The organism is Micromonospora sp. GCM10011541, from assembly GCF_042650725.1.
Taxonomy (GTDB): Bacteria; Actinomycetota; Actinomycetes; order Mycobacteriales; family Micromonosporaceae; genus Micromonospora; species Micromonospora sicca.
Map to the genome: position 1 here is coordinate 69,572 of NZ_JBHSBP010000032.1, position 23,905 is coordinate 93,476.

The following is a 23,905-nucleotide window of genomic DNA, read 5'->3' on the forward strand; positions in this document are numbered from 1 at the left end:
CTCGACCGCAGGCCGCGCCGGGACAAACCGTCCGGGCGCGGCCGTGGTGGAAGTGACGAGAGTGAGACCTCAATCATGACTGCGACCGCACCGACCACATCGCCACGTGCACGAGCAACGCGGACGGGCTTCACGCTCCCCCGGTTCGGCTCCAACGCGTCGTTCTTCGTCATCGTCGTCGTCGCGGCGATGCTTGTGCTCCCACCGCTGGTCCTGATGATCTGGACGAGCTTCACGCCCGGCGGTTCGGTGACGGAGAGCGGCGCGATCAGCTTGGGCGCGTACCGGGATCTCGTCGCATCGGACAGTTTCAAGGACGTCGCGTGGGACACCGCCGTCTTCACGGTGGGCGCCAGCGTGCTGGCCCTCGCGCTGGGTAGTGCCATGGCGTGGTTCGTGGCTCGCACGAACATGGCGGGCAAGGGCCTCGTCTACGCCTGCGTGTTCTTCTCATTCGCGATCCCTGGCATGATCGAGGCCACCGGCTGGATCCTGCTGTTCGGCAAGGGGGCCGGAATCGCCCGCGGGCCGGTCGAAGACCTCATCGGCTGGGCACCGGTCGTCCAGAGCATGCCGGGCATCATCATCATCCAGGCTTGGTCCTGGGCGCCGATGGTCTTCCTGCTGCTGGTCGGCCCGTTCCGCGCTATGGATGCCAGTCTCGAGGAGGGCGCACTGACCTCCGGCGCTCGCCGATCCACTGTGCTGCGTCGCATCTCCGGCCCGTTGCTGGCGCCGAGCATTTTCGCAGTCCTGATCCTGGTCGTCGTGCGGGCCGTCCAGGCCTTCGAGATCCCGCTGTTCCTCGGCAGTTCGGCCGGCATCCGCACGTTCACCACCGAGATCTACAGCAGCCTGCGCAAGAGCTTCCGGCCGGACTACGCGACCGCGGCCGCGTTCGGAACGATGCTCGTCGTGGTGCTGTCCCTGGGTCTCTACCTGTACCACCGGGCGACCAAGCTCGGCTCGCGCTTCGCCACGGTGACCGGCAAGGCGTTCCGCGCACGCGAGGCCGATCTGGGGCACTGGCGATGGGTCGCCGGCGGAGTCACCTTCCTCATCCTGCTGGGCTACGTCGCCCCGGTCCTCGCGATGGTGATGACCTCATTCTGGCCACAGCTCGGTCAGGGCGACGGCCTCGGCGAGTTCACCATGAAGAACTACGAGCAGGTCGCGGACTATCGCGGCATCTGGGACGGGGTGACGAACAGCCTGTACGTCGGCGTCGTCTCGGCGACGTGGGCCACTCTGCTGTGCCTCGTCGCCGCGTACATCATCGTCCGCACGAAGGTACGAGGCCGACAGAGCCTGGACCACATCCTGTCCGTACCGATGGTGATCCCCGGAACCGTGCTGGGGCTGGCCTTCCTGATCACCTTCCTGCGGGTCCCGATCGGCATCTACGGAACACTCTGGATCCTGGTGTTCGCGTTCGTCGCCCACTACGCGCCGTACTCCATGCGGTACCTACAGCCGGCGCTGTTGCAGATCAGCCCGGACATCGATGACTCGAGCCGCGTCGCAGGCGCGGGCACGCTCAACGTCTTCCGGCGCATCCTGTTCCCGCTGCTGATGCCCGCCATCATCGGATCGTGGCTCTACGTCTTCTTCCACGCCTTCCGCGACGTGTCGATCGCCTCGATGCTCTACACGGCGGCGACGCCGGTCGTCGCGACGCAACTGCTTGACATGTGGAAGGACGGCACAGCCGGGGCGCTCAGCGCCTACGGATCGATGCTCTCCGGCGCCAGCATCGTCATCGGCGGCCTGGCGTTCTGGCTCGCGAAGCGGTTCGGCTTCAAGCTCTGACGCCGCCACGAAAGAGCCCCGCCCGAGAGCTCGTCGGGCGGGGCTCTTGCTGGGTCCCGAACGCTGTGCCAGATCACCCACGTGTCCACCGATGGCGCCCAGTGGATCACTGATGTGATCGACGAGCGCTGCCCGAACGCGGTCCGCGGCGCCGACCGCTACCATGTGGCGGCCTGGGCCACCGAGGCACTCGACCAGGTCCGCCGCGACGTGTGGAACACCGCCCGCGGCGGGAACGGGCGATCCAGCGAGGTGTCCAAGGCGCTCAAGAACGCCCGTTGGGCACTGCGGAAGGACCCTGACGACCTGACCGAGGCCCAGCAGACCCAGCTGGACTGATCGAACGCACCCATCCCCGTCTGCATCGGGCATGGGCGCTGAAGGAACGACCGCGCGGGGCAGTTCAGCTGTCCCGGCAGGGGTTCCCACGGCTGGCGGTCACCGCACTCGACCAGTGGATCGGCTGGGCGCGCCGCAGCCGCATCCCCGCCTTCGTCGGCCTTTCCCGCCGCATCATGCGTCACCGCGCCGCCATCGAAATCAGCATCGACCACCAACTGTCCAACACCCTCGTGGAGCTGCGACTAGTGGTTGCTTTCCCTTGTAGGGCTGCCGACGATTGACCGTCGTGGGTGGCGTGTATCGGATGGGCGAGTTTGCCGAGCGGGGTGGGCCGCTCGGTGAGCACGGTGCGTCGGTGGGAGGTGGAGGGTCGGATCGTGGCCCGTCGTCCAAGGACCTGTTGGCGGTCGTGCACACCTTCTCCTGTCGGCTGTACGGTCTGCGCCGCTACGAGAAGGAAGTCGAAGGGGCGGTCCTGACCGTGGGAGATGACCGGTGAAGGTCACCCGCATCGCCTACTCCGCCCGACTGAACCCCGGCAAGTACGCGGCTCTGGTGGAGCAGGCCCGCCGGTTGGGCCGGGTGCGCAGCGAGGTGTGGCAGCATTACGGCTCGGTCAACCGTGTCGGAGCCGGACTACGGGATCGACAGGTGCGGGATCGGTGGCTGGCGGACGGCACCCACACGCGGTTTGGTGCTGGCGAACGCGTGGAAGGAAACCGTCCGCGACGCGATGGCCGACATCGCGGCGAGCATGGAGGCGGCGAAGGCCGAGGTGCGCCGGGCGATCACCCGGCGCACTGACGATCCGGTGCAGCGGAAGCGGATATTCGCCGCGTTGAGGGCGGACCGGTGGTCTGGGGATCCGTTTCTGGCGCGGCAGATACGCCAGCACTGGAGGCGTGGGAAGAACGGCCACCCCGAGGGCGTACCGCGAACCTCGCCCGCCAGCTATGGGCAAGCCTCGCTGTGCTCGTTCGCCGCCGGCGACCCCATGCCGACAGACGAGAACCACGGCCCGGTCACCGACCGCCCGACCGAGAAGATCTCCACCATCGACTATCACTTGATCACGCCAACCCACCCACGGATGTGTCAGTAGGGCCCTCTTTCGCGTGGGGCCGTGCGCTGCGGTCAGATGGTGATCTCCGGCAGTTCGACGACACTCTCGCCGTCGAGCAGGGCGGCGACGTTCGCGACGTTGATGCTGCGCATGAAGGTCCGGACGATCTCGCTGAAGTACAGCTTCCGGTCGATGTCGGAGGCCATCTCGACGGCGTTGTCGGTGTCCTTCTCGTACCAGGTGAACCGCATCTCCTCGAGCTCGCGGAGGGTGCGGCTGTCGGTCGGTCCGTTGTAGAGCGCCGGGCGCATCTGCTCCGGCTTGAGGCCCAGCTCGAGACCCAGCGAGAGCGCCTCGACGATGCAGACGATCTGACCCCAGTGGATCATGTTGTTGACCGTCTTGCCGATCTGGCCGTTCCCGGACGGGCCGAGGTGGTTGACGTGGCTGGTCCAGGGCTTGAAGACCGGCTCGAGGGCCGCGACGTCCTCCGCGGCACCGCCGACGAGCAGGTTGATCTCGCCTGCCCGGGCACCGCGCACGCCACCGGTCAGTGCGGCGTCGACGACCTTGATCCTGGCCGGGGCGAGTTCCTCGGTCAGGGCCCGGCAGGTCTGGGTGCGCACCGAGCTGTGGATCACGAAGTACGCGCCCGGCGAGGCAACCTCGGCGAACTCCAGCGCGACCGAGCGCACGTCCTCGTCGGTCGGGACGAACACGAGCAGCGCCCGGCACACGCCCAGGTCCGCAGGACCGGAGGCCGCCTCGCCGCCGTTGGTGACGGCGCCGTTAAGGCGGCCCGGGTCCAGGTCCCAGCACAGCACGCGGAAGCCTGCGTCGGTGAGGTAGCGGACGATCGGCAGGCCCATCGCGCCCGCCCCCACGATGCCGACGGGGTCGGCAGTGGTCATCACCATCAGAACTCCTTAGGAATAGCGGGTTACTTGGTGCCCTCGACGTACGCGTCTACGGCGACGACGCCGCTGCCGGCGGGCATCACCAGGACAGGGTTGAAGTCGAAGCTTGAGACGGTCGAATCGGGGTCGGCGACGGCCGCGGACACGGTCGCGATGACGTCGGCGAGCGCTGCAACGTCCCGCGGCTCCTGCCCCCGGGCGCCCTGCAGAACGTCCCAGCCGCGCAGCGTCTGCAGCAGCGCCGTCGCCTGCGCGGCGGACACCGGCGGTACGGCGTAGGCGACGTCGTGCAGCAATTCCAGGAAGATGCCGCCCAGGCCGAAGGACATGATCCGGCCGAGGATCGGGTCCGAGTGCATGCCGAGGAAGAACTCGGCACCGCCGCCGGCCATCTCCTGGATCTCGACGGCGAACTCGTCGGTCACCGCCAGGCCGGCCATGCGCTCGAACAGCGCGGTCACGCGAGCCTCGAGGTCCTCGACGTCGGCGATGTTGAGCTCGACCAGCTTCAGGTCGCTCTTGTGCGCGACGCCCGGGACGATGCCCTTCGCGACCAAGGGGAACGTCATCGTCGCGGTCGCCTCGACCGCCTCGGCGACGCTCATGGCCTGGACCGTCCTGGTGAAGGACATGCCGGTGCGGCCGACCCAGTCCATGGTCTGCTGCCAGGACAGCGGCTGCGTCTCGGGCATCTCGGCCACCACCTCGGGCAGCGCCGTGAAGGCGCCGTCCTCGTTGACGTAGTGAGCGTCGCGGCGGTGGTGCTGCAGGTTGGCGAACGCCTTGAGCGCGCCGTCGTAGCTGGTGAGGAACGGCGTCCCGAGCTCGGCGAACAGATCGAACCAGCGTTCCGAGGACGTCTCCGTCACGCGGGAGGTGAAGACGCATTCGGCGCCGTTGGCGCGGATGTGCTCGGCTACCCGGGTGTACATCTCCTCGTGCTGCTTGGTCGGTGCGAGGGCGAGGTTGAGCCGCAGTGCGACGGTCGCGATGTTCGGGTCGGCGGCCAGGGCCGCCAGGCTCGCCCAGAACACCTTCGGCGCGGACGTCCGCGTGTTCCGGACGTCGAGCGGGTTGGCCAGGATGTTCGTCCGAGACAGCTGCTCGTCCAGGATCGCCTGGGTCTCGGGCGTGACGTCGCTGAGCTCGAGGTCGAGGTTCTCGGCCATGTCGCTGAGCAGGCCGCAGTCGCCGCCGGAGATGGTGGCCAACGCGAGCCCACCGCCGCGAGCCTCTGCCGACAGGCCGGCGGTGAGGGCGACGGTCTCCATGAAGTCGGTGAGGTCGTCGACGACCAGAGCGCCGACCTGACGGAACAGCGCGGACCACACACGGCCCGACGTGGCCATGCGGCCAGCGTGTGAGGAGACGTTCTTCATGCCCCGCTCGGACTTGCCGATACTGAGCACGACGACGGTCTTGCCGGCCTGGTTGGCGTGTAACAGCGCCTGGGCCAGCGCCCGCGGCCGGGTCGTGCTCTCCAGGACGATGCCGAGGACGTCGGTCTCGGCGTCGTCGGCGAAGGCGCGGATGAAGTCGGCCAGGTCCATGACGGCCTCGTTGCCGACCGAGACCGCGGCTGCCAGGCCGATCCTACGGTGGGCGACCTGGTTCAGGACCAGGTTGAGCATGCCGCTGGACTGGAACGCCAGGGAGACCCGGCCCGCCGTCAGGCGCTCGGGGACCCGGCCGCCGACCCAGGCCGCCACGCCGCGGGAGGGGGCGACGTAGCCGAGGCTGTTCGGCCCAAGCAGGGTCACCCCGTGGCGGGCCGCCTTATCGGCCAGGCGCGCCTGCCGGGCGGTGCCCTCAGCACCCATCTCGGAGTAGCCGTCGGCGATGACCAGCATCGCGGGCACCTGAGCCTCGATGGCGTCATCGAGGACGGCGTCGACGCGCTCCACCCCGACCAGGGACACGACGAGCGAGGGCCGTCCGGGAAGGTCGGCGAGGCTCGCGTGGCAGCGCAGTCCGTCGATCTCGTCGTACTTCGGGTTGATCGGCATGACCTTTTCGGCCGGCAGGCCGAACTGCAGCAGATTGGCGATCACGCTGGTGGAGTAGTGCTTGCCGGGCGAGGCTCCGACCACCGCGGCACTGCTCACGTTGAGCAGCGCCATCGGGTCCAGCGGTCGGGCGGCGGGAGTTTCGGTCGCGGTCGGGGATGCCATGGTCGTCCTGTTCGGTTGGGGCGGTCGGTACTCAGACGAGACTGACGCCGAGCCCGGGAGCGGTCGGAACAGTGATCCCGCCGTCGACCACCTCGAGCCCGGTGGCGCAGTCGTTCTGGAGGCGGGCGAACTCGCCGAGTTCGGCGAACGGTTCGAGGTGCGGCAGCGCGGCGGCGGCGTGCAGGGCGGCGGCGTTCATGATCCGGCTGCCGACGTGCGCGCCGATGCGCGAGGGAATGCCGTGGGCCGCGCAGAGGTTGGCGGCCAGCAGCAGCGAGTCGATGCCGCCGAGCTTGGACAGCTTCAGCGAGACCGCGTCGACCGCGTCCTTGCGCAGCATCGCGACGACCGCCTCGAGCGAGTCGGCGGCCTCGTCGGCCTCGATGGTCAGATCGGAGCGCTCGCGCACCCAGCGCAGCCCGTCGATGTCGCGCTGCGGGACGGGCTGTTCGAAGACCTGCACGCCGTACTTGTGGATTGCCTGCCCGAACGTCACCGCCTCCTTGGCGGTGTAGCTCTGGTTGGCGTCGACGGTCATGACGGCCTTGTCGCCCACCGCCTCGCGGATCGCGGCGACGCGGGCGATGTCCAGCGACTGCGGCCTGTTCTCGACCTTGATCTTGAAGTGGTCGTAGCCCTCGGCGGCCAGGCCGGCGGCGACCGCGGCCATCTCGTCCGGGGTCTTCAGCGCCAGGATGCGGTTGACCCGCAGGCTGACGTTCTCCGCGCCGCCGAGCAGCCGGTACAGCGGGACGCCGACGATCTTGCCGACCAGGTCGTGCCACGCCATGTCCAGCAGCGAGCGGACGGGCGCCGGCAGCTGCTGCTTCCACGGCGAGCCGACCAGGCTGCGCCGGTCCAGCGGGCCGGCGGCGAGGATCGCCGGGACCTGCGAGCGGACCACGGCCTCCATGACGTCGATGTTGTAGCCCAGGTGCGGGACCTCGGAGGCGTACCCGAGCCCGATCTGCCCGTCGACATCCTGCATTTCCAGCAGGATGCCGACGGACTCGGCGCGGGCGCCCAGCGCGAACCGCCAGGTCGGGTCGTCCTTGGGCATGACGACCCGGCTCACGCGGACGTCCCGAATGGCCGCCGTAACCTCCTCCGTCGAGGTCACGGTTACTCGGCGACCAGTTCGAAGCGGGGCAGGGTGAAGCCCTCTTCGGGGTGGTCCTCGAAGGCGATCTTCACGCGCCGGCCGATGTCCTTGATTGGGTCGGTTGGCTGCTCGCCGATGATCGTGGAGCTGATCACCGGGCCCTCGTCGAGCTCGACGAGGGCGTAGAAGTAGGGCACGTCCTCCTTGAAGCCGGCGTGGAACGCGTACTCGTGCCGGTTCATCGCGAAGATCCGGCCGTACCCGCTGGACGGCTTCCAGGACAGGTTCGCTGCGAACGGCTTGTTCTCGTGATTGCGGCAGTAGCACTTCGGCCAATACGCCGCGCCGCACTCCTCACAGGTCCACAGCAGCAGCTCGTGGCGCTTGAGGCCCTCCCAGAACTCGGCGCTGTCGGCGTCGATGTTCGGGCGCGGCTTGTTCCACTTCTTGGGTTCGGTCACCGTTACGCCTTCGTTCGTCATGTCAGTCCACCGTCAGGATCGTGCTGGTGTGAATCGAGCACATGCTCGGCGAGACGAGCTCGCCGCCGTGCCCCGTGGTCAGGGCGACCTTGGCGTCCTTGACCTGGCGGTCGCCCGCGGTGCCGCGCAGCTGCTGGACGGCCTCGGCGTAGCCGACGAGGTCGCCGAGGTGCCAGTTCGAGAGCAGGCCGCCACCGGTGTTCACCGGGATGCCGTGGCCGCCGGGCGCGGTGGCGCCGGACTCGACGTACTTGCCGCCCTGGCCCTTCTCCGCCCAGCCGTAGTCCTCCAGCTGCAGGAGCACCTCGCCGGTGAAGCAGTCGTAGAGCTGCGCGACGTCGATGTCGTTCAGGGTGATGCCGGCCTGCGCGAAGGCCTTCTGCTTGGCGGGAGCGACCGCCATGTGGGTGAGGTTCTTCTTCTCCCACCAGTACGACGCGGCGATCTCACCAAAGCCCTGACCGGAGACCCAAATCGGCTGCTGCTTGAGATCCTTGGCGCGCTCCTCGGTGGTGAGGATGAACGCGATCCCGCCGTCGGAGATCAGGCTGCAGTCGAGGCGGTGGTAGGGCTCGACGACCCGCGGGGAGTTCTGGTGGTCCTCGATGGTGATCGGGCGGCCGTACATCTTGGCGTCGGGGTTGAGGCAGGCCCACGCGCGCTGGGCGACGGAGATCGCGCCGAGCTGTTCGCTGGTGGTGCCGTACTCGGCCATGTGGCGGGCGGCCATCCAGCTGTGATGGCTCGCGGCCCGGAGGTCACCGAGCGGCTTGCCCCAGTAGCCCTCCTTCTCCGCGTGCTGCATGCCGCGGTGGCCCTGCTTCTTGGTCTGCTCGGCCTTCGACCAGTCGTCGACGGCGCCGACGCAGACCACGTAGTTGGCCAGGCCGCGGTCCAGGAAGCCGGTCGCGGCAGCCGTCGCCAGGCCGGCGAGCGCGCCACCACGGCCGATCGTGAAGTAGAACTGCGCCTGCATTCCGAGGAACCGGGTGAAGGTGTCGCTGTAGCTGGCGCGGTCGCCACCGCCACCGGTGCGCCGCAGGTCGATCGCACCGTCGATGTCGCTGATCTTCAGACCGGCATCCTCGACGGCCAGGCGCGTCGCCTCGCTCGCCATCATGCGCTGGCTCATCCCCTGTGGCGGATGGACCTCAGCCAATCCGACCACAGCGATCCTGTTGCGTGTTGACATTCAGTTCTCCTCAGGATTCTTCAGTTGGAGGCTCGGAATGCTGGACCGTCCACGCGAAGCAGCCCTCGGGCCGGGGCCGGTGCGCCGCCGCGCGCAGGACGTCCGCGCTGCGCGTCCCCGGATCCGGATCGTGTGAATGGTCTGGCCATTAACCTATTAGGGCGGGGGCTGCGTGTCCAGTGCCACATCCGAGATAGGCACCTGCCGCAGCCCGGGCAGCGGCGCCGCGACCGCTAGCGCGGAGACGGCGGCGGTCGCCATGCCGGCACGTGGCCCGGCGACGTCGCAGATCCACCCGGCGATGGGCATCCCGATCGTTGTGCCCAGGAAGACGAAGCCGTGCACCGCCATGACGCGGGCCTGCATCGCAGCAGCAGGGGCGGTTCCGTCACCAGGGCGCGGGCCAGCACCAGGTGCTGCTGCCGCCCGCCGGACAGGTCGATGCCCGCCGGGTCCATGATCAACATGGACCCGACCCGGCCGTCCCTGTTGTCATGGCCGTCAGGTCCCGGACGTCGGCTACCGCGCCCAGGTCCAGGATGGCCTCCTTGAGTTGCGTGACGCCGTGCAGGTCCAACCGCCGCCCGGCGCAGTCGTCGAACTTCGCGGCGATCTCTCCGGGTTCGCTGAGGTCCGGCTTGCACCCGCACTCGGCGGTGAGCACCGTGCCGTCGTCAAGGCGGATCGTCACCCGTTCCGGCGCACCCGCCGGGGCCGCGTCGGGATCGGCGACGACCTTCGCCATCAGCTGCCGGACGACCGGGTCGTGCAGCCGGTCCCCGTTCACCTGGTCGGGCCCGACCCGGCCATCGACCAACGCGATGGCGAGCAGGTACGGCAGGCTGTACCCAGTCGCGATCGCCTCAGCAGGATCGAGCCGCCGGAGCGAGAACTCGTGCAGATCCGCCTCGATCGACGCCACTCGGGCCGGGTCGATGGCGTGGTCGCGGCGCAACTTCAGCATCGCCGCCAACGGCTTGTGGCTCGGGCTGCAGGCCGGGAAGTACTTGACCCCCAGCTTCTGCGACAGCTCGTACGGCGCGCCGAGGCGGGCGAGCGGGACCCACTCGGCCTCGCCCGGCAGGCAGATCGCGTTCACGAGCCCCAGCGGGCCTTCGATGGCTTCCGCGTCGGCGGTGAAGCCACGCGCGGCCAGCATCGCCGCGGTGACCCCGGCGGCCGCGCTGTTGCCCGCGTGCAGGGCCTTCGTCATCGTGCCGAGGTTGCGGCGCAGCCCACCCGAGCTGGAGCTCGCGATGCCGATGGCGTAACGCGTCCGTTCAGGGTCGAGTCCCAGCATCCGGCTCGCCGCGACCGCGGCCGCCACCGGTCCGACCACGCCGACGCGGTACCAGCCCCGGTAGGTCGGCCCCTGCTTCTGCTTGCGTTTGGCCTCGATGACGGACGACAGGCGGTACCCACATTCGCGCCCGACCACGTACGCGGTGAGAAGGTCGGCGCCGGACGAGCCCAGGGACTCCCCGACCGCCAGCGCCGCCGGCAGGACGTGCGTGCTGAGGTGTCCGTGGTCGTCGTAGTCGAGGCCGTGGGCGAGCGTGCCGTTGATCTGAGCGGCGAGCTGGGGCGACGTCGCCAGGTCGGTACCGAGCACCCGGGCCGCGGGTGCGCCGCCCATCGCGGCGGCATAGTCGGTGAGGATCCGCCCGATGGGAAAGTCGACCGCGGCCATCGCCACACCCACGGTGTCGAGCACCACCAGCTTGGCCGCCTCGGTGACCTCGACCGGAATGTCGTCGGCGGTGACCGTGGCCGCGTACTCGGCCAGCTGTCGGGTCGCGGCAGGTGCGTCAGTCATGCTTCTCCTTTGCCGAGTGGGCGGTGGCCCGCCGCCTGACTGGTCCGCCAGGTGACGGCCGCCCGTCACCATGGCTATGCCGTCGCCGGTCAGGCCGTCAGGCGGCCACCGAGTCGCTGGAACAGGGCGACCAGCAGGGAAAGTCCGAGAATCATGCAGACCCCGAGCGCGGACAGGGCGGTGTAGTTGCCGTTCGTGTAGAGGTTGTAGATCAGGACAGCCAACGGGATGTTCTGTTGGCTGGACAGGATGATGGCCGAGGACATCTCGCGGGTGGAGACGATGAAGACGTAGATCCAGGCCGCGAACAGTCCGGGCCGTAGTAACGGCAGGACGACCCGCCGGAACCGCTGCAGCCAGCGGGCACCGGACACCATGGCCGCCTCCTCCAGCTCGGTGTGGAGCTGCACGATGCTGGCCGAGCTGGCACGCATGCCGTACGGCAGGAAGCGGATCACGAAGGCGATGATGAGTACGAAGATGGTGCCGTAGATGTGCAGAGGCGACGCCGCGTAGAGGTCGATCATCGCGACGCCGAGCACGAGCCCGGGAATCGCGATGGGCAGGAACGCGGCCACGTCCAGCAGCTGCCGGCCCTTGATCCGGGTACGGGCGGTGATCCACGACGACACCGCACTCAGCAGGACCACGATGGTCGCCGCGCCGAGTCCGAGGATCAGGCTGTTGCGCGCCGACTGCAACGCGATGGGGTCGGAGAACAACGTGCGGTAGTTCGACAGTGTCAACAGGTGCATCGCCTCGCCGCTGGGTGCCGCGTAGAACGGCAGGAACGACGACCAGATCATGATCACGGCCGGCAGGAGGCACAGCAGCGCGACGTAGAACAGAGCGAAGACGAACGCCACGTACCGGTACCGGCCGAGGTCGATGACGCGCGGGCGGAATCCCTTGCCGGTCACCGTGCTGTAGCCGCCGCGGGCGAGCAGCCGCAGGTAGAAGATCACGCCGACCGCGGCGACGATGAACAGCAGGGTCGAGTACGTGCCGACCACACCGAGGTTGATGGGGAACGTGTTGAGTGCCAGGTAGATCTGGCTGGTGAGGACGTAGATGCGCGCGGGCTGACCCAGCATGGCCGGCACCTCGAACCCTTCGATGGCCCGCACGAGGCCGAGCAGGAGGGTCGAGGCCAGAGCCGGCAGCAACAGCGGCATGGTGATACGGCGGGCCGTGGTCAGTATCCGGGCGCCCGAGGACGACGCCGCCTCCTCGAGCGACGCATCCATCGACCGCAGCGCGGCCGCGATGAGCAGGAAGGCCAACGAGCTCAGGTGCAGGCCCTCGACGAAGATCATGCCCGGCATGCTGTAGACGTTCAGCGGTGCCTTGTCGAGGCCGGTGATGTCCTTGATGACCACGTTGATCCAGCCGACGTTCGGGCTGAGCAGCAGCACCCACGCGAACGTCGACAGCGATCCCGGGATAATGAGCGGCACCAGGGCGGCAACGTAGAAGATGCGGCGGCCGGGAACGTTGGTGCGTTCGACCAGCCAGGCCAGGACGGCACCGACCGCGGTACCGAACAGGGTCGCGCCGAGCGCGAACACGACCGACTGTCCAATGAGGGACCAGGAGGTGTGGCTGGTGAGGATGAGCTTGTAGTTGTCGAGCCCGAATGCTCCGTTCGCGTCCCGGAGGCTGTCGCGGATCATCATGACGATCGGTACGACCGTGAGGTATCCGATCAGGACCGCGATCGCCAGCGGTACGAGCCAACTGATGTCGAACTTCACCGGGAGTCGGAACCGGCGGCCGTGACCGCCGTCCGGGCGGCGGTCGACTTCGGGCGAAGCGGTTTCAGCATGGTCCTCTGCAGTTGTCGTTCCCACGATCATCGTGCTCCAACCTTCGCGCGTGCCGGCAACCCGGCGGACCAAGAGCACCACCAACCAGACCGCGCCCTTGGCTATGCCGGTCCGCGGAGCCGGGAGACCCCCCGACCCCGCGGTTGCGACCGAGGATCAGCCGCCGGTGACGGGCCGACCGGTGGTGGTGTAGTAGAGGGTGTTGTACTTCGAAAAGTTCTTCATCACCTCGTCGCCGGCCACGACGGCGTTGTACCTGTTGTCCGCCAACTCGGGCTCCTTCGGCGCCACCGAGTGGTTCGACGGCACGCGGTAGGCGTCGATGACGACCTGCTGGCCCACCGGCGAGAGCACGTAGTTCGCCCACAGCCGGGCCGCGTACGGGTGTGGGGCCTTGGCCGCGACGTTGACGGCGCCGTAGTTGCCGTACAGCGGATCGGTCTTCACCCAACCGATCGGCGCGCCCTTCGCGGCGTTCTTGGCGACGGTGTGCAGGTTGGCCGAGACGGCCACCGGGCAGTCGCCGCTCAGGACGGACTGGACCAGGTTGGTCTGGCCGCTGACAAACCGCAGGCCGTGCGACGTCAGCGTCTTCCAGTACTGCTCGGTCTGGTCCTGGCCGAGGTCCTGCACCATGTCGGCGAAGACCGACACCTCGCTGGGCTCGGCGCAGATCTTGTTCGCCCACTTCGGGTCGCTCAGGTCGTCGAGGCTCTTGGGTACGTCGGCCGTCGCGACCAGCTTGGTGTTGTACGCGATCGGCTTCAGCTGCACCCGGTAGCCGGTGAAGTACGGGGTCTTGTACTTGGCGTCGACATCGGCGCCCGCGGGCGGGCTGTACTTCGCGAGAAGACCGGTCTGCGACAGCGAGTAGCTCGTGTTCTGCTCGGTGTCGATGACGTCGACGTTATATACGCCGGCGCGGGCTTCGGCTGCCGCCTTCGCCGCCGACTGCTCACCCTGCTGCTGGAAGTACTGGACCTTGACTCCGGGGTACTGCTTCTCGAAGCCCGGAATGAGGTCCTTGCCGGAGTCGGCGGCGTAGAGGACGAGCGTGCCTTCCTTCTTGGCTCCCTCGTAGAGTTGGTCGACGGTCTTGTCGTTGAGGTTCTCTGCGGGAGTCGTGGATACGGGCGTCGAGCCGCCGCACGCCGTGACCAACAGGCAGACACCGGTGACCGGCAGCAGCGCGGCGAGCCGCCGCTTCGTTGCGTGTCCTGAGCTGTCGGGACTGCTCATTCAGTTCCTCCAATCAGTGCTGAGTAAGGGCGGCGGCGCGACCACACGCGGGGGCTGATCAGAGGACCGGTGGGATGCCGCCGAGCCCTGGGTTTCCGTCGCTGGTGGCGTACTCGCCGGTGTAGACGACTCCGAGCACCTGGTCATCGACCAGTGCTGACGATTCGCCGACCTCGGCGAAGATGTCGATATCGGGGGTCGACAACGCGAGACGGGTCAACGCGCTGTCGACGATCCCGGGCGCGGCGCAGCCACCGAGGTGGACGCCGAGCCCCGTGGCGGCACAGACATGGGCGACGCGAACACACTCGTCGACGCTGCCCATCTTGGTGAGCTTCAAAGACACGATGTCGGCGCCGCCGGCGTGGGCGACCCGCACCACGTCGTCCGCGCTCTCGACCATCTGGTCGGCCATGAGCCGGACGGGAGACTTGGCCCGCAGTTCAGTCATCCCCGCCAAGTCGCGGTACGGCAGCGGTTGTTCGACGCAATGGACGTCCAGCTCGCCGAGGCCCTGGCAGAGCGCCAGCGCGTTCTCGCGGTCGTACGCGCCGTTCGCGTCAATCATCAGCGTCAACGACTCGCCGAACTCCTGGCGGACCCGGCGCACCCGGTCGATGTCGCGCTCGACCCCGTCGCCCACCTTGAGCTTGAAGGCCCGTACGCCGGTGTCGTACAGCGGACGTACGGCGTCGACGAGGAGTTCCGGTTCCTTGATGCCGACCATCCGGACGAGGTTGATCCGGTCACGGACCGGCCCGCCCCACAACGTCTCGGCCGGCAACCCGGCGAGCCGCCCGACGAGGTCGTGCAGGGCGAGGTCGACTGCGATGGACGCGCGCCCGGCCAACGGCCGGCCGCCGAGGATGCGCCGGGCCTGCTCGAGCGGCTGGTGGGTGAGGGCAGCGGCGACGTCGTTGAGCTGGTTGGTCAGTTCCTCGATGGTGAGCCGGCGCGGATGGGCCGCGGAGGCGCCGACGCCGACCTGGCCTCCGGCCTCGACCGCGAAGTACACACCGCCCACTTCTGAAGCCTTGTACGACGACGTGCGCCATTGCGGGTCCACCCGCTGCATCGTCCGGGCCAGGACGCGTACTGCGTCGATCCGCACGATCGCCTCCCTGGCCACATTGAATGCTCGGTGAGTTAGGTATAACCGTATGACCATTATCACAAGGGGTCAAGAGTGTTCCGCGCGGGAGAACCGGATGGCGCTTGGGTGTCAGCCGAGCGGAGGAGTCCGGGCCGCGGCTACCGAAGCGACCAGTGTCTCCGTCGCGCGTACGGCGAGCAGAGCCGGATCCAACACCGGAACTCTGATCCGGCGGGCGACCTCGGCCGCCGCGACCCGGACCGGGATGAACGCGAGGCCGGTCGGGCAGATGACATCGGCACCACGGTCGACCAGCCGCTGCGCCGCCGCGACCAGCGCATCGGTCATCGCCCGCGGATCCTGTCGGGCGTACGCGCCGATCGGACGGTTGATCGGTTCGATGCCGAGCAACCGGTCGTCGAGCCCGAGCTCGGTGACCTGTTCGCGATGGTGCTTCACCGACTTGTCGCTGGGCACCGTCATCCCGATCGCGCGGCTGAGCATCGCGCCGGCCCGCAACGTCGCCTCGCCCGGCCCGATCACCGGAATCGAGACCCGGGCGCGGGCCCGTTCCAGCCCGGGATCCGAGCAGCAGTGCATGATGACCGCGTCGTACCCCTCCTGCTCGGCCTGCGCACAGCGGTCGGGGTACAGCACGGCCTGCCTGGTCGCCGCGTCGGCCGTGCCGAACTCGTAGTTGCGCGCGACTCCGCCGCTGCTGTCCTCATCGGGCAGATACCCGATCTCGAGCTGAGTTCCCGGCGCGCAGTACGGCTGCCACACGCGCAACCGTGCCTCGTCCGCGCCGCCCGCGTACCGGGCCCGGGATCCGTTCATAATCAGCAGCACACGCATCGAATCAAGCCTCCACACCAGAACCCGGTGACAACAAGGCAAGCAGACCCCCGACCTCGGTCAGCTCCGGCAGCCGCCGCACCTGCTCGACGATCGTGCCGGCGCGCTCGGCGCCCACCACCGGCGTCGCGAGCGACCGGAACTTCGCCTCGAGTTCCTCGTCGCGGATGGGATTGCGCGGATGACCGGGAAAGTAGATGGTCGTGTGCGTGAACGTCTCGCCGGAGCGCAGGCGGATCTCCACGGAGGCCGGGTTCGCCTTCGGCCAGTACGAGGTGAGCTCCGGGTCCGGCGCGATAACCGTACGATCGATGAGCGCGTGGATGCGGGGATCGGCGAGCCGGTCCGGGCCGAACTGCTCGGCCTGCAGATGTCCGTCGATGGCCGCCGCGGCGAGGCAGTAGACGACGCTGTGGTTGGCCGTGTCGCGGTTGCCCGGTCGGCGGCGGGCCTCCACGTCGTCCGACTGGTTACGCCAGTCGCGTTCGGCGAGCCGCAGGATGATCCGGTCCACCTCGTCCCACCGGCCGGCCACACTTTCGCGCAACGCGACCACGGAACCTACCGCCGACTGCGCGCACTTCACCGCGTTGTACTGCTTGGTGTAGGCGTCGAGGATCCGGAAGTGGTCGATCGGCCCGAGGAGTACCTCCTCGTCGAACCGCCCGGCGACACCGTTGAGGAAACCGTCCTCACCTTCGAACGCCGTCACCTTGCCACGCATGCCGTGCCGGGCGAGGAGGGCCGCCGTGATCGCCGACTGCGCCACCATGCCGTCCACACAGGACTTGCTCGGCGCCATCTGGCCTCGGCCGCTCGCACCGAGCGTGGGTCCGTGGACGGTCGCGATGGCCAGGGCGTGGACGAGCTCGTCGCGGGACAGTCCGAAGATCCCCGCCACCGCTGACGGCACCGCCACGGCCAGGTTCGTGCTTCCGCTCCACCCATGTGCGGTGATGTCGGGGTCGCCGGAACCGAGCTGCATCCGGATGTCGACCTCGTAGCCCAACGCTATCGCGAGGGCGAGCTGGCGGCCGCCGGCCCGGTGGGACTCGGCCGCCGCCAGCACGGCCGGGACGAGCAGCGACGGGTGGCAGGGGTACGGCCCGGGATGCCCGTCCATATAGTCCAGGTACCGCAGAGCCGTACTGTTGGCGAGCGCGGCGTCGGCGACGGAGGCGCGGCGGCCGTCGCCGACCAGGGTGGCCGGACCGGCCGTCGTACCCACCGCGTCGAAGGCGGCTCGCACGGGTCCGGCCGCCGAGCCGCCGAGCATGCATCCGATGGCGTCGAGCAGCCGCCGGCCGGCCTCGTGCACGACCTCGTCGGGCAGCTGCTCGGGCGGGACGCCGGCAACGATGTCTGCCAGTCGTTCGAGAACCGATGGCACTGGGCGCTCCTCCATGGTCGGTCGCGGGTGGCCGGTGCGGCGTCAGTGCTGGCGGTCCCCCTCGGCGAGCGCCGGGAACTCGGACAGTAGGCGCCCGAAGCCGTCGATCGGTGTGGTGGTGCCGAAGTAGTGCAGTACCTCCCAGACGATGGCCGGGGTGCTGGCGATGACCGGGACCTTCAGGTCCGTCTCCAGCTCCTCGATCACGTCGATGGCGCGCAGCCGGCCGCCAGCCATGTACAGGGCCTGGGCGCCGGGCGCGGCGCGGAATGCCTCGCGCCCGACGCGGTACGCGACCTCGCCCGGCAGGCGGTGGATGTGGGTCAGCTCCTCCGTCATGCCATAGGAACCGACGACCTCGAAGCCGTTCGCCTCTAGGAAGGCAATGAGCTTGGCATTGCGCGCCTGGTATGGACTGCACATGGCGATCTTCGTGATCCCCATGGCCCGCATGGCTCGCATGGCCGCCGTGGTCGTGGTGGTGCCCGGACGGCCGGTGGCCTCGCGGATGGACGCGATCAGGCGCAGGTCCGCCCCGGGGCCGCCATGCGTGACCATCGGAGAACTGTTGATACAGAAGAACTCCGCCCCGTTGGCCGCGAGCAGCTGCGCGGTCTCCAGCAGCCGCCCGAGCGCCGCGTCGGTCTCCTCGGCCGACTGGTCCTTCTTGCCGAGCGTCGTGAACAGGAAGCCGTAGCCGTCGGGAACGATCCGGTAGAGATCGAGCGGGGTCGAGTGGAGCATGCCGTACGAGTGGATCCATCCCACCAGCGCTCGCCAGCCGAACTCAGCGCCGACACGTTGGGCCATCGGTACCTCCAGCGCACTCAGCCGGCGAGTCTGCCCCGCGAGATCGAACTGTATAACGGACTGACCATCGCGTAAACAGGTCGAGGAGCAGCGGGACCGTACGGAATCACCGGTTCGGCGGGCGCACGCACGAGCGCCGAGGCGGGCATGCGCAGGTCAGCACCGCACCGACGGGAATCGCATAGAAAGTATTGTTCGCACTTCTCCGGGAATTTCCGGCAGTTCGACCAAGCGCGCTCGCCGCGACCCACCCGTACGGCTATTTGGTTAGGCCTACAAACAGTACTATCATTTGTCCCCCGCGTAATACCTCCTCCATGAGACGAGACCTGGAGGCGCATGCCGATGACCCGACCCCGCCTCCCGCTCGCGTGACCGACCAACCGCTGCGGCGGACGCGCTCCGGCATGTTCTTGTCGTTGCGGGTACGCAACTTCCGGGTGTTCATGGCGGGGCAGAGCATCTCCGTCGCCGGAAACTGGATGCAGAACGTCGCCGTGGGCTGGCTCGTGCTCAACCTGACCCACAGCGGCGGCGCGTTGGGGCTCATCACGGCCTGCCGGTACGCTCCCCTGCTCCTGCTCGGCGCCTGGGGCGGGCTCGTCGCCGACCGCTGGGACAAGCGACGCCTGCTGCAGATCACCGCCGCCGCCGAACTTCTGATCGCGGCCGCGCTCGGGGGGCTGACCCTCACCCACACGATTGGGGTCTGGTCGCTGACCGCGCTGATCCTGGCCGTCGGCGTTGTCGACATCGTGGACACTCCCACCCGGCAGACGATCATCAGCACGCTGGTCGGTCGGGACCGCCTGGCCAACGCTATCGCCCTCAACTCGATCCTCGTCAACGCGGCCCGGGTGGTCGGCCCCGGAGCGGCCGGCCTGCTGATCGCCACGTTCGGTGTCGGTGCGTGCTTTCTCATCAACGCGGCCACCTACATCGCCGCCATCACGGGCCTGCACCTGCTACGGGTGTCCGAGCTGATCGTGTCAGCGCCCGAGATCCGCGCGAAGCGGCAGATCCGGGCCGGACTCGATTACGTCCGGCGCACGCCGCACCTGCGCACGCCACTGATCCTGGTCGCCGTCAGCGGTGCCTTTACGTGGGAGTTCCAGGTCACCCTGCCGCTGTTCACCTCGACGACGTTCCAGGGTGACTCCCGCGCCTACGGCTGGGCGTTCACCAGCCTCGCCACCGGCTCGATCCTCGGCGGCCTGCTCTCCGCCCGCCGCCGTACGGTCAACATCTGGGCCGTCGCGGTCTCGGCCGCCCTGTGGGGCGTGGTCATCCTGGCCGCCGCGGCCGCTCCGAACCTCGCGATCGCCTACCCGCTGCTGGGCCTCGTCGGTGCCGGCGCCGTGACGTTCAACTCGGTCACCAAGACGCTGCTGCAGACCGATTCCATCGAGCAGATGCGCGGCCGGATCATGGCCCTGTGGTCGATCGGCTGGCAGGGTACCACCGTCGTCGGCGCGCCGGCGGTCGGCTACATCGGACAGTGGCTGGGTGCCCGCTACGCCTTGGGCTTCGGCGGTCTCGCCACCCTGGTCGGCGGTGTGTTCCTCCTGCTGGCCCGCCGCGACGACATGATGGACGCCCTCTCTTGGCGGATGGCGCGCAGGTCCGCATCAGAGGAACCAACCGCTTCGACCCTTAAACCCGGCTCAACCTAGCCCTTCAAGATCTGTTGCCGGTGTCCCACCCACGAGCGGCACAGTCGCCGCCTACCTGCGCACCAACAACTTGATCATACTGTGTGATCACCACACCGGGTCCATCGAATCCGAGTCCACGGTCTACCCGCTCAACCCGCAGGGACACGACCCACGCGCAGCTACGCTCACCCGTAACCGCTCGGTAGGCCGAGAGCTAGCTGCTGCCCCGCTCACACCAGCTGCCATCCACTGCTTTGGCGCCCGACCAGCAGCCAGGAAGACATTGCACCGCACGCCCGAGTGAAGTGGCGGTTCTCGGCGCACGCACAGCAGGTGGGGTACCTCCGGCCGTAGTCAGTGCCAACGGCGACGAGACACTGTTGCTGGCTGCGCTGACCACACCTGGCGGGTGCCCACGTTGCGGCACGCCGTCACCGCCGCCGCCGCCGCCGACCTCCTAGGAGAGGGGTTGGAGGACTTCGTGCTGGCAGTGAACGCTGACCACAAGCGCCGTGCGCCATGGCGGCGGCAGAGGACAGCTGGTGCTGCGCCGAATCGGCGACGAGCTCGCCTGCCAGGTCAGCGACCACGGCCCCGGGATACCCGAACAGCTGCCCGCCCTGCCCGAGCCAACCCGGCCGGGGCGCCGCGACCCGTGGCTCGCCCAGCACCTAACCGCGGGACTGGTGCTCGACAACACGCCGACCGGACTGACCGCCGCCGTTACTGCCGCACTGCCCAGGAGGGCTTGATGACCAGCGACGAGCTGTGGCAGGCGCACGCCGAGACCCACCCGGACGTGCCGTGGTGGCTTTGTCCGGAGAGCTCGACCTCACCGCCGTCGACCAGCTACGCGACCTGCTCACCACCACCCTGCGGATTAATCCCGTCGTCGACGTCGACCTCTCCCAGCTGACCTTCCTCGACTCGACATTCCTCAGCGTCCTCGTCACCGCCTACCACGACGCCACGGCCGCCGGCGGCACCCTGAACCTGATCAGCCCAGCCCCACCGGCCACGTCCGCAAGGTCCTCACCCTCACTGGCATCCTGCCCCTGCTCGAATCCGACGACACCAGCCGCGCCTGACACATGGCTGGGCGCTGTTGACCTTGCCGCGTCCGGCCGGCCGCCGCGGCCCGCTGGGGTAGGCCGTGAGTCAGCGAATGGCTGCTGCCGTAGAGACGCGTGATCGGTCGCGCCGGTCGCGGTGGTGCTCGGCGATGGCATTTCTACGCTTTCGACGGCCCGGCCGGAACGGCCCGGACGAGCCAATACCGAGCAGGACCGCATTCGGCAAGGCGATTGCTGGCGGACGTGGTGCGCGGGTAGCGCCGGCATGGGGACCTGGCAGGGTCGCGGACGGTTGGGAAGCGGGGCCGGGACGAGCACGCAGTACTGCCGAAACATCTCACCCATCGGCGTCCCAGGACCGCTCTACGTCAAAGCTCGTTGAGCTCTGGTCTGAGCATCTCGTCTTCCTCTCGACCTTCCGACGACTCGCCAGAGCTGGCTATCTGCGGCGGCGGGCACGACCACGCCCGGGAGGAGGAGCGTGGGCACCCACCAGGGCGTCGGAGTGCAAACCATCATACCATTGGCTCCTTCCCGGCGAAGCCTCTGATCCACCGGATCCTGCCACATACCCGGGCGGGCGAAAGTCGGTTCACAACGGGCATCGGGTAGCGGGGCATACACGAGCCGTCGCAGAGGTTGGTGAGTGGTATGACATTATTTCCGTCAGGCCCTAGGACCGAGGAACAGACGGGCCATCGAATGCGAAGGACGAGCCTCATGACATCCGGAAAGACCGAGCATGCCGGCACTGGCGGCGATGTCGACATGTTCAAGGCCGTGTCGCTCAACCGCGTGTCGCAGGCCATCGTCGATCAGGTGAAGCTGCTGCTGCGGCAGGGCCGGCTCAAGCCCGGGGACCGGCTGCCCAGTGAGCGAGACCTGTGCGAGCGGTTCGGGGTCAGCCGAGTGACTGTGCGAGAGGCGCTTCGCGTCCTGGAGGCTGGCGGTCTGATCGACATCCGCGTCGGCGCGCGCGGCGGCGCGTTCGTGACGTCGCCGACGTCCCAGCAGATCGGCGCGGGTCTCGCCGACCTGCTCCACCTCTCCCCGCTCACCGCGGCCCAGGTCACCGAGGCACGACAGGTCTTCGAACTCGGCATCGTTCCGCTGGTCGTCGAACGCGCCACCGACGAGGACATCGTGGCGCTACGCGACATGGTGCGCAGCCAACAGGCGGCGCTCGACCGGGGTGAGTACGTCATGTCCATGTCAGCCGACTTCCACGTGCGGGTGGCGGCCTGCACGCACAACCCTGCCATCGAGATGCTCGTGCAGTCGTTCCACGGTCCGTTGCTCATGTCGCTGCTGAAGGCACAGGTCGTGGAGCCGCTCATGGGCCACCGCGGCTCCGAGGAGCACAGCGCCTTCATCGACGCGATCGCCGCCCGCGACGTCGACTGGGCCCGGTCGATCATGCGCGAGCATCTGCAACGCACCGCCGACCGGCTCAGTGAGCCCCACTGAGGCCGCACAAGCCCGACCAAGCCTTGCCGTCGCCCATTGACTCGCCGCCCGACGGTCATCTATGAACGTAGGTGCCGTTGCCGGTCCCGGTCAGGAGGCAGCACATGGGTCTGAGAGGTTGGTCTGTGGGGCGCTTCGTCGCCATTCTTGACCGCGCCATCGCCTTCCCGGAAAGCACCGGCTGGCCGTGTCCCCGAGACGGTGATCACGACGCCTTTCACCATGCACGGACGACGCGGCCGCCCGAGGCGGCAGCGATGGAGGTGCCGCCGAGCGGTGACGGAGGCGTCGAGTCCACCACGCAGTCGAACTGACGATCCGTTCGCCCCAGGGCCGCCACCACCGGACACTGACAGGCACCCCGAGCATCTGGCATCGGGCTTCTCATCGAGGCCTGCGGCAGCACCGGATCGTTGTCGTAGCCCTGGTCACCACCCCTCGCCGTCGGGAGGACGTCAGGGACGTCCTATCGGCTCACGCCGCCCCGCAGGTCCTCCTCGATCCGCTTTGCGGCCGCCAGCAGCGGCGGCAACAGCGCCTTGCGGATCACCTCCGAGGACCCGCGGCTGGCGTGCGCGGAGACGTTGACCGCAGCGATCACCGACCCCTCCTCGCCGTGGATCGGCGCGGCCACGGACCGTAGCCCCTCCTCCAGCTCCTGATCGACGATCGCGTACCCCTGCGCGGCGATCCTCGTCAGGGCCGCGCGCAGCTTCACCGGGTCCGTGATCGTGCGCCGGGTCAACCGCTGCAGGTCGGCCTTGACGAGGTAGTCGTCCAGCCACTCCGCCGGTTGCGCGGCGAGCAGCACCCGTCCCATCGAGGTGGCGTAGGCGGGGAAGCGGGTGCCGACGCTGATCCCCACCGTCATGATCCGTTTCGTGGGGACGCGGGCGACGTAGACCACCTCGTCGCCGTCGAGCACCGACACCGAGCACGACTCGTGGACCTGCGCGACCAGTGCCTCCATGTGCGGCTGCGCGACCTCCGGCAGGCTCAGGCTCGACAGATAGGCGTAGCCGAGCTCGAGGATCCGCGGCCGCAGCGTGAAGAGCCGGCCGTCCGTACGCATGTAGCCGAGGTCGACCAGGGTGAGCAGGAACCGGCGCGCGGCGGCCCGGGTCAGCCCGGTCGCCCGGGCAACCTCACTGAGGGTGAGCTGCGGGTGGTCGGCGTCGAAGGCCCGGATGACCGCCAGCCCCCGTTCCAGCGACTGGACGAATTCCGGGCTCCGCGCCGCCTCCTCGCTCATTCGGCCTCCTGACGAAGGGTCTGTTGAGCGACCTTGAACGCCCGGTTCGCGGCCGGGACGCCGGCGTAGACGCCCACCTGGAGCAGCACCTCACCGACCTCCTGCGGAGTCAGCCCGTTACGCAGCGCAGCACGCACGTGCATCGCAAACTCCTCGTCTTGGTGCAGGGTGGCGAGAACGGCGAGGGTTATGCAGCTGCGGGTACGCCGGTCCAGGCCGGGCCGGGTCCAGATCTCGCCCCAGGCGTACCGGGTGATGAAGTCCTGGAAATCGGCGGTGAACTCGTCCGTGCCGGCGACTGCGCGGTCCACGTGCGCGTCGCCCAGCACCTGCCGGCGTACCGCCATGCCC

24 protein-coding genes and 1 pseudogene are annotated in these 23,905 nt (G+C 68.6%); 10 read left to right on the forward strand and 15 right to left on the reverse strand.

The window, feature by feature from the left end; genetic code table 11:
• Positions 1 to 75: 75 nt before the first annotated feature.
• From ACFOYX_RS13350 to ACFOYX_RS13370, 5 genes and pseudogenes are all read left to right on the forward strand, one after another.
• Positions 76 to 1,809, forward strand: a complete 1,734-nt coding sequence (locus tag ACFOYX_RS13350; RefSeq protein WP_322440880.1) for an iron ABC transporter permease — start codon at positions 76 to 78, stop codon at positions 1,807 to 1,809.
• Positions 1,810 to 1,881: 72 nt separating this feature from the next.
• Positions 1,882 to 2,148: a transposase gene (locus ACFOYX_RS13355; protein WP_322475103.1), complete on the forward strand. Its 267-nt coding sequence runs from the start codon at positions 1,882 to 1,884 to the stop codon at positions 2,146 to 2,148.
• Entirely contained in the window at positions 2,148 to 2,432 is a 285-nt protein-coding gene (locus ACFOYX_RS13360) for a transposase (protein ID WP_369292977.1), read from the forward strand. Before ACFOYX_RS13355 ends, ACFOYX_RS13360 begins: the two co-directional genes overlap by 1 nt.
• 23 nt (positions 2,433 to 2,455) lie before the next feature.
• Positions 2,456 to 2,540: pseudogene (locus ACFOYX_RS13365) on the forward strand (IS607 family transposase); the annotation flags it as partial.
• 305 nt (positions 2,541 to 2,845) lie between these two features.
• The gene (locus ACFOYX_RS13370) at positions 2,846 to 3,253 is read left to right on the forward strand and encodes a hypothetical protein (protein ID WP_322440879.1); all 408 of its coding nucleotides are present in this window, start codon (positions 2,846 to 2,848) and stop codon (positions 3,251 to 3,253) included.
• Positions 3,254 to 3,285: 32 nt separating this feature from the next.
• Here the strand turns inward: ACFOYX_RS13370 and ACFOYX_RS13375 are convergent, their stop codons facing one another.
• From ACFOYX_RS13375 to ACFOYX_RS13435, 13 genes are all read right to left on the reverse strand, one after another.
• Complete coding sequence (locus ACFOYX_RS13375; RefSeq protein WP_322440878.1) at positions 3,286 to 4,131, reverse strand: NAD(P)-dependent oxidoreductase; 846 nt, start codon at positions 4,129 to 4,131, stop codon at positions 3,286 to 3,288.
• A 23-nt stretch (positions 4,132 to 4,154) separates the two neighbouring features.
• On the reverse strand, positions 4,155 to 6,302 hold the full coding sequence (locus ACFOYX_RS13380) for an acetate--CoA ligase family protein (RefSeq protein ID WP_322440877.1): 2,148 nt from the start codon (positions 6,300 to 6,302) through the stop codon (positions 4,155 to 4,157).
• 31 nt (positions 6,303 to 6,333) lie between these two features.
• Positions 6,334 to 7,377 carry an enolase C-terminal domain-like protein gene (locus tag ACFOYX_RS13385; RefSeq protein WP_322440876.1) on the reverse strand — a complete coding sequence of 348 codons (1,044 nt, stop codon included), beginning with the start codon at positions 7,375 to 7,377 and terminating at the stop codon, positions 6,334 to 6,336.
• A gap of 47 nt (positions 7,378 to 7,424) precedes the next feature.
• Complete coding sequence (locus ACFOYX_RS13390) at positions 7,425 to 7,865, reverse strand: OB-fold domain-containing protein (protein ID WP_322440875.1); 441 nt, start codon at positions 7,863 to 7,865, stop codon at positions 7,425 to 7,427.
• A 22-nt stretch (positions 7,866 to 7,887) separates the two neighbouring features.
• Positions 7,888 to 9,018, reverse strand: a complete 1,131-nt coding sequence (locus ACFOYX_RS13395; protein WP_322440874.1) for a thiolase family protein — start codon at positions 9,016 to 9,018, stop codon at positions 7,888 to 7,890.
• Between the two features lie 216 nt (positions 9,019 to 9,234).
• The gene (locus ACFOYX_RS13400) at positions 9,235 to 9,444 is read right to left on the reverse strand and encodes a hypothetical protein (protein WP_322440873.1); all 210 of its coding nucleotides are present in this window, start codon (positions 9,442 to 9,444) and stop codon (positions 9,235 to 9,237) included.
• A gap of 94 nt (positions 9,445 to 9,538) precedes the next feature.
• The gene (locus tag ACFOYX_RS13405; protein WP_322440872.1) at positions 9,539 to 10,894 is read right to left on the reverse strand and encodes an MmgE/PrpD family protein; all 1,356 of its coding nucleotides are present in this window, start codon (positions 10,892 to 10,894) and stop codon (positions 9,539 to 9,541) included.
• Positions 10,895 to 10,983: 89 nt separating this feature from the next.
• Complete coding sequence (locus tag ACFOYX_RS13410; protein WP_322440871.1) at positions 10,984 to 12,648, reverse strand: iron ABC transporter permease; 1,665 nt, start codon at positions 12,646 to 12,648, stop codon at positions 10,984 to 10,986.
• 228 nt (positions 12,649 to 12,876) lie between these two features.
• Entirely contained in the window at positions 12,877 to 13,959 is a 1,083-nt protein-coding gene (locus ACFOYX_RS13415) for an extracellular solute-binding protein (RefSeq protein WP_322440870.1), read from the reverse strand.
• Positions 13,960 to 14,017: 58 nt separating this feature from the next.
• Positions 14,018 to 15,070: an enolase C-terminal domain-like protein gene (locus ACFOYX_RS13420; protein ID WP_322440869.1), complete on the reverse strand. Its 1,053-nt coding sequence runs from the start codon at positions 15,068 to 15,070 to the stop codon at positions 14,018 to 14,020.
• Between the two features lie 111 nt (positions 15,071 to 15,181).
• On the reverse strand, positions 15,182 to 15,907 hold the full coding sequence (locus tag ACFOYX_RS13425) for an aspartate/glutamate racemase family protein (RefSeq protein WP_322440868.1): 726 nt from the start codon (positions 15,905 to 15,907) through the stop codon (positions 15,182 to 15,184).
• A 4-nt stretch (positions 15,908 to 15,911) separates the two neighbouring features.
• Complete coding sequence (locus tag ACFOYX_RS13430) at positions 15,912 to 17,297, reverse strand: MmgE/PrpD family protein (protein WP_322440867.1); 1,386 nt, start codon at positions 17,295 to 17,297, stop codon at positions 15,912 to 15,914.
• A 42-nt stretch (positions 17,298 to 17,339) separates the two neighbouring features.
• Positions 17,340 to 18,107, reverse strand: coding sequence for an aspartate/glutamate racemase family protein (locus ACFOYX_RS13435; protein ID WP_322440866.1), 768 nt, complete (start codon positions 18,105 to 18,107; stop codon positions 17,340 to 17,342).
• Positions 18,108 to 18,298: 191 nt separating this feature from the next.
• On the opposite strand from ACFOYX_RS13435, the gene ACFOYX_RS13440 reads away from it, so the two are divergent.
• The 5 genes from ACFOYX_RS13440 to ACFOYX_RS13460 all read left to right on the forward strand — a co-directional run bounded on the left by ACFOYX_RS13440 (position 18,299) and on the right by ACFOYX_RS13460 (position 22,616).
• On the forward strand, positions 18,299 to 19,780 hold the full coding sequence (locus ACFOYX_RS13440) for an MFS transporter (protein ID WP_322440865.1): 1,482 nt from the start codon (positions 18,299 to 18,301) through the stop codon (positions 19,778 to 19,780).
• A 524-nt stretch (positions 19,781 to 20,304) separates the two neighbouring features.
• Positions 20,305 to 20,514 (forward strand): hypothetical protein, encoded by a 210-nt coding sequence (locus ACFOYX_RS13445; protein WP_322440864.1) that lies wholly within the window; start codon positions 20,305 to 20,307, stop codon positions 20,512 to 20,514.
• Between the two features lie 55 nt (positions 20,515 to 20,569).
• Positions 20,570 to 20,953 carry an STAS domain-containing protein gene (locus ACFOYX_RS13450; RefSeq protein WP_369292978.1) on the forward strand — a complete coding sequence of 128 codons (384 nt, stop codon included), beginning with the start codon at positions 20,570 to 20,572 and terminating at the stop codon, positions 20,951 to 20,953.
• A 650-nt stretch (positions 20,954 to 21,603) separates the two neighbouring features.
• Positions 21,604 to 22,302, forward strand: a complete 699-nt coding sequence (locus ACFOYX_RS13455; protein WP_322440862.1) for a FadR/GntR family transcriptional regulator — start codon at positions 21,604 to 21,606, stop codon at positions 22,300 to 22,302.
• Between the two features lie 125 nt (positions 22,303 to 22,427).
• Entirely contained in the window at positions 22,428 to 22,616 is a 189-nt protein-coding gene (locus tag ACFOYX_RS13460; RefSeq protein ID WP_322440861.1) for a hypothetical protein, read from the forward strand.
• Positions 22,617 to 22,768: 152 nt separating this feature from the next.
• Here ACFOYX_RS13460 and ACFOYX_RS13465 read toward each other — a convergent pair whose 3' ends face one another.
• Together ACFOYX_RS13465 and pcaC are read right to left on the reverse strand one after the other, a co-directional pair.
• Positions 22,769 to 23,554 (reverse strand): IclR family transcriptional regulator, encoded by a 786-nt coding sequence (locus ACFOYX_RS13465; RefSeq protein WP_322440860.1) that lies wholly within the window; start codon positions 23,552 to 23,554, stop codon positions 22,769 to 22,771.
• Entirely contained in the window at positions 23,551 to 23,901 is a 351-nt protein-coding gene (pcaC, locus tag ACFOYX_RS13470) for a 4-carboxymuconolactone decarboxylase (protein ID WP_369292979.1), read from the reverse strand. The genes ACFOYX_RS13465 and pcaC overlap by 4 nt, the downstream gene beginning before the upstream one ends.
• Positions 23,902 to 23,905: the final 4 nt, after the last annotated feature.

What these genes read in the sequence shown, in the direction of transcription:
- ACFOYX_RS13350 (WP_322440880.1), top strand. Translation starts at nt 76, where the DNA reads ATGACTGCGACCGCACCGACCACATCGCCACGTGCACGAGCAACGCGG.
- ACFOYX_RS13375 (WP_322440878.1), bottom strand. Translation starts at nt 4,131, where the DNA reads ATGGTGATGACCACTGCCGACCCCGTCGGCATCGTGGGGGCGGGCGCG.
- ACFOYX_RS13380 (WP_322440877.1), bottom strand. Translation starts at nt 6,302, where the DNA reads ATGGCATCCCCGACCGCGACCGAAACTCCCGCCGCCCGACCGCTGGAC.
- ACFOYX_RS13395 (WP_322440874.1), bottom strand. Translation starts at nt 9,018, where the DNA reads ATGAGCCAGCGCATGATGGCGAGCGAGGCGACGCGCCTGGCCGTCGAG.
- ACFOYX_RS13400 (WP_322440873.1), bottom strand. Translation starts at nt 9,444, where the DNA reads ATGCAGGCCCGCGTCATGGCGGTGCACGGCTTCGTCTTCCTGGGCACA.
- ACFOYX_RS13405 (WP_322440872.1), bottom strand. Translation starts at nt 10,894, where the DNA reads ATGACTGACGCACCTGCCGCGACCCGACAGCTGGCCGAGTACGCGGCC.
- ACFOYX_RS13415 (WP_322440870.1), bottom strand. Translation starts at nt 13,959, where the DNA reads ATGAGCAGTCCCGACAGCTCAGGACACGCAACGAAGCGGCGGCTCGCC.
- ACFOYX_RS13425 (WP_322440868.1), bottom strand. Translation starts at nt 15,907, where the DNA reads ATGCGTGTGCTGCTGATTATGAACGGATCCCGGGCCCGGTACGCGGGC.
- ACFOYX_RS13435 (WP_322440866.1), bottom strand. Translation starts at nt 18,107, where the DNA reads ATGGCCCAACGTGTCGGCGCTGAGTTCGGCTGGCGAGCGCTGGTGGGA.
- ACFOYX_RS13455 (WP_322440862.1), top strand. Translation starts at nt 21,604, where the DNA reads ATGTTCAAGGCCGTGTCGCTCAACCGCGTGTCGCAGGCCATCGTCGAT.
- ACFOYX_RS13465 (WP_322440860.1), bottom strand. Translation starts at nt 23,554, where the DNA reads ATGAGCGAGGAGGCGGCGCGGAGCCCGGAATTCGTCCAGTCGCTGGAA.
- pcaC (WP_369292979.1), bottom strand. Translation starts at nt 23,901, where the DNA reads ATGGCGGTACGCCGGCAGGTGCTGGGCGACGCGCACGTGGACCGCGCA.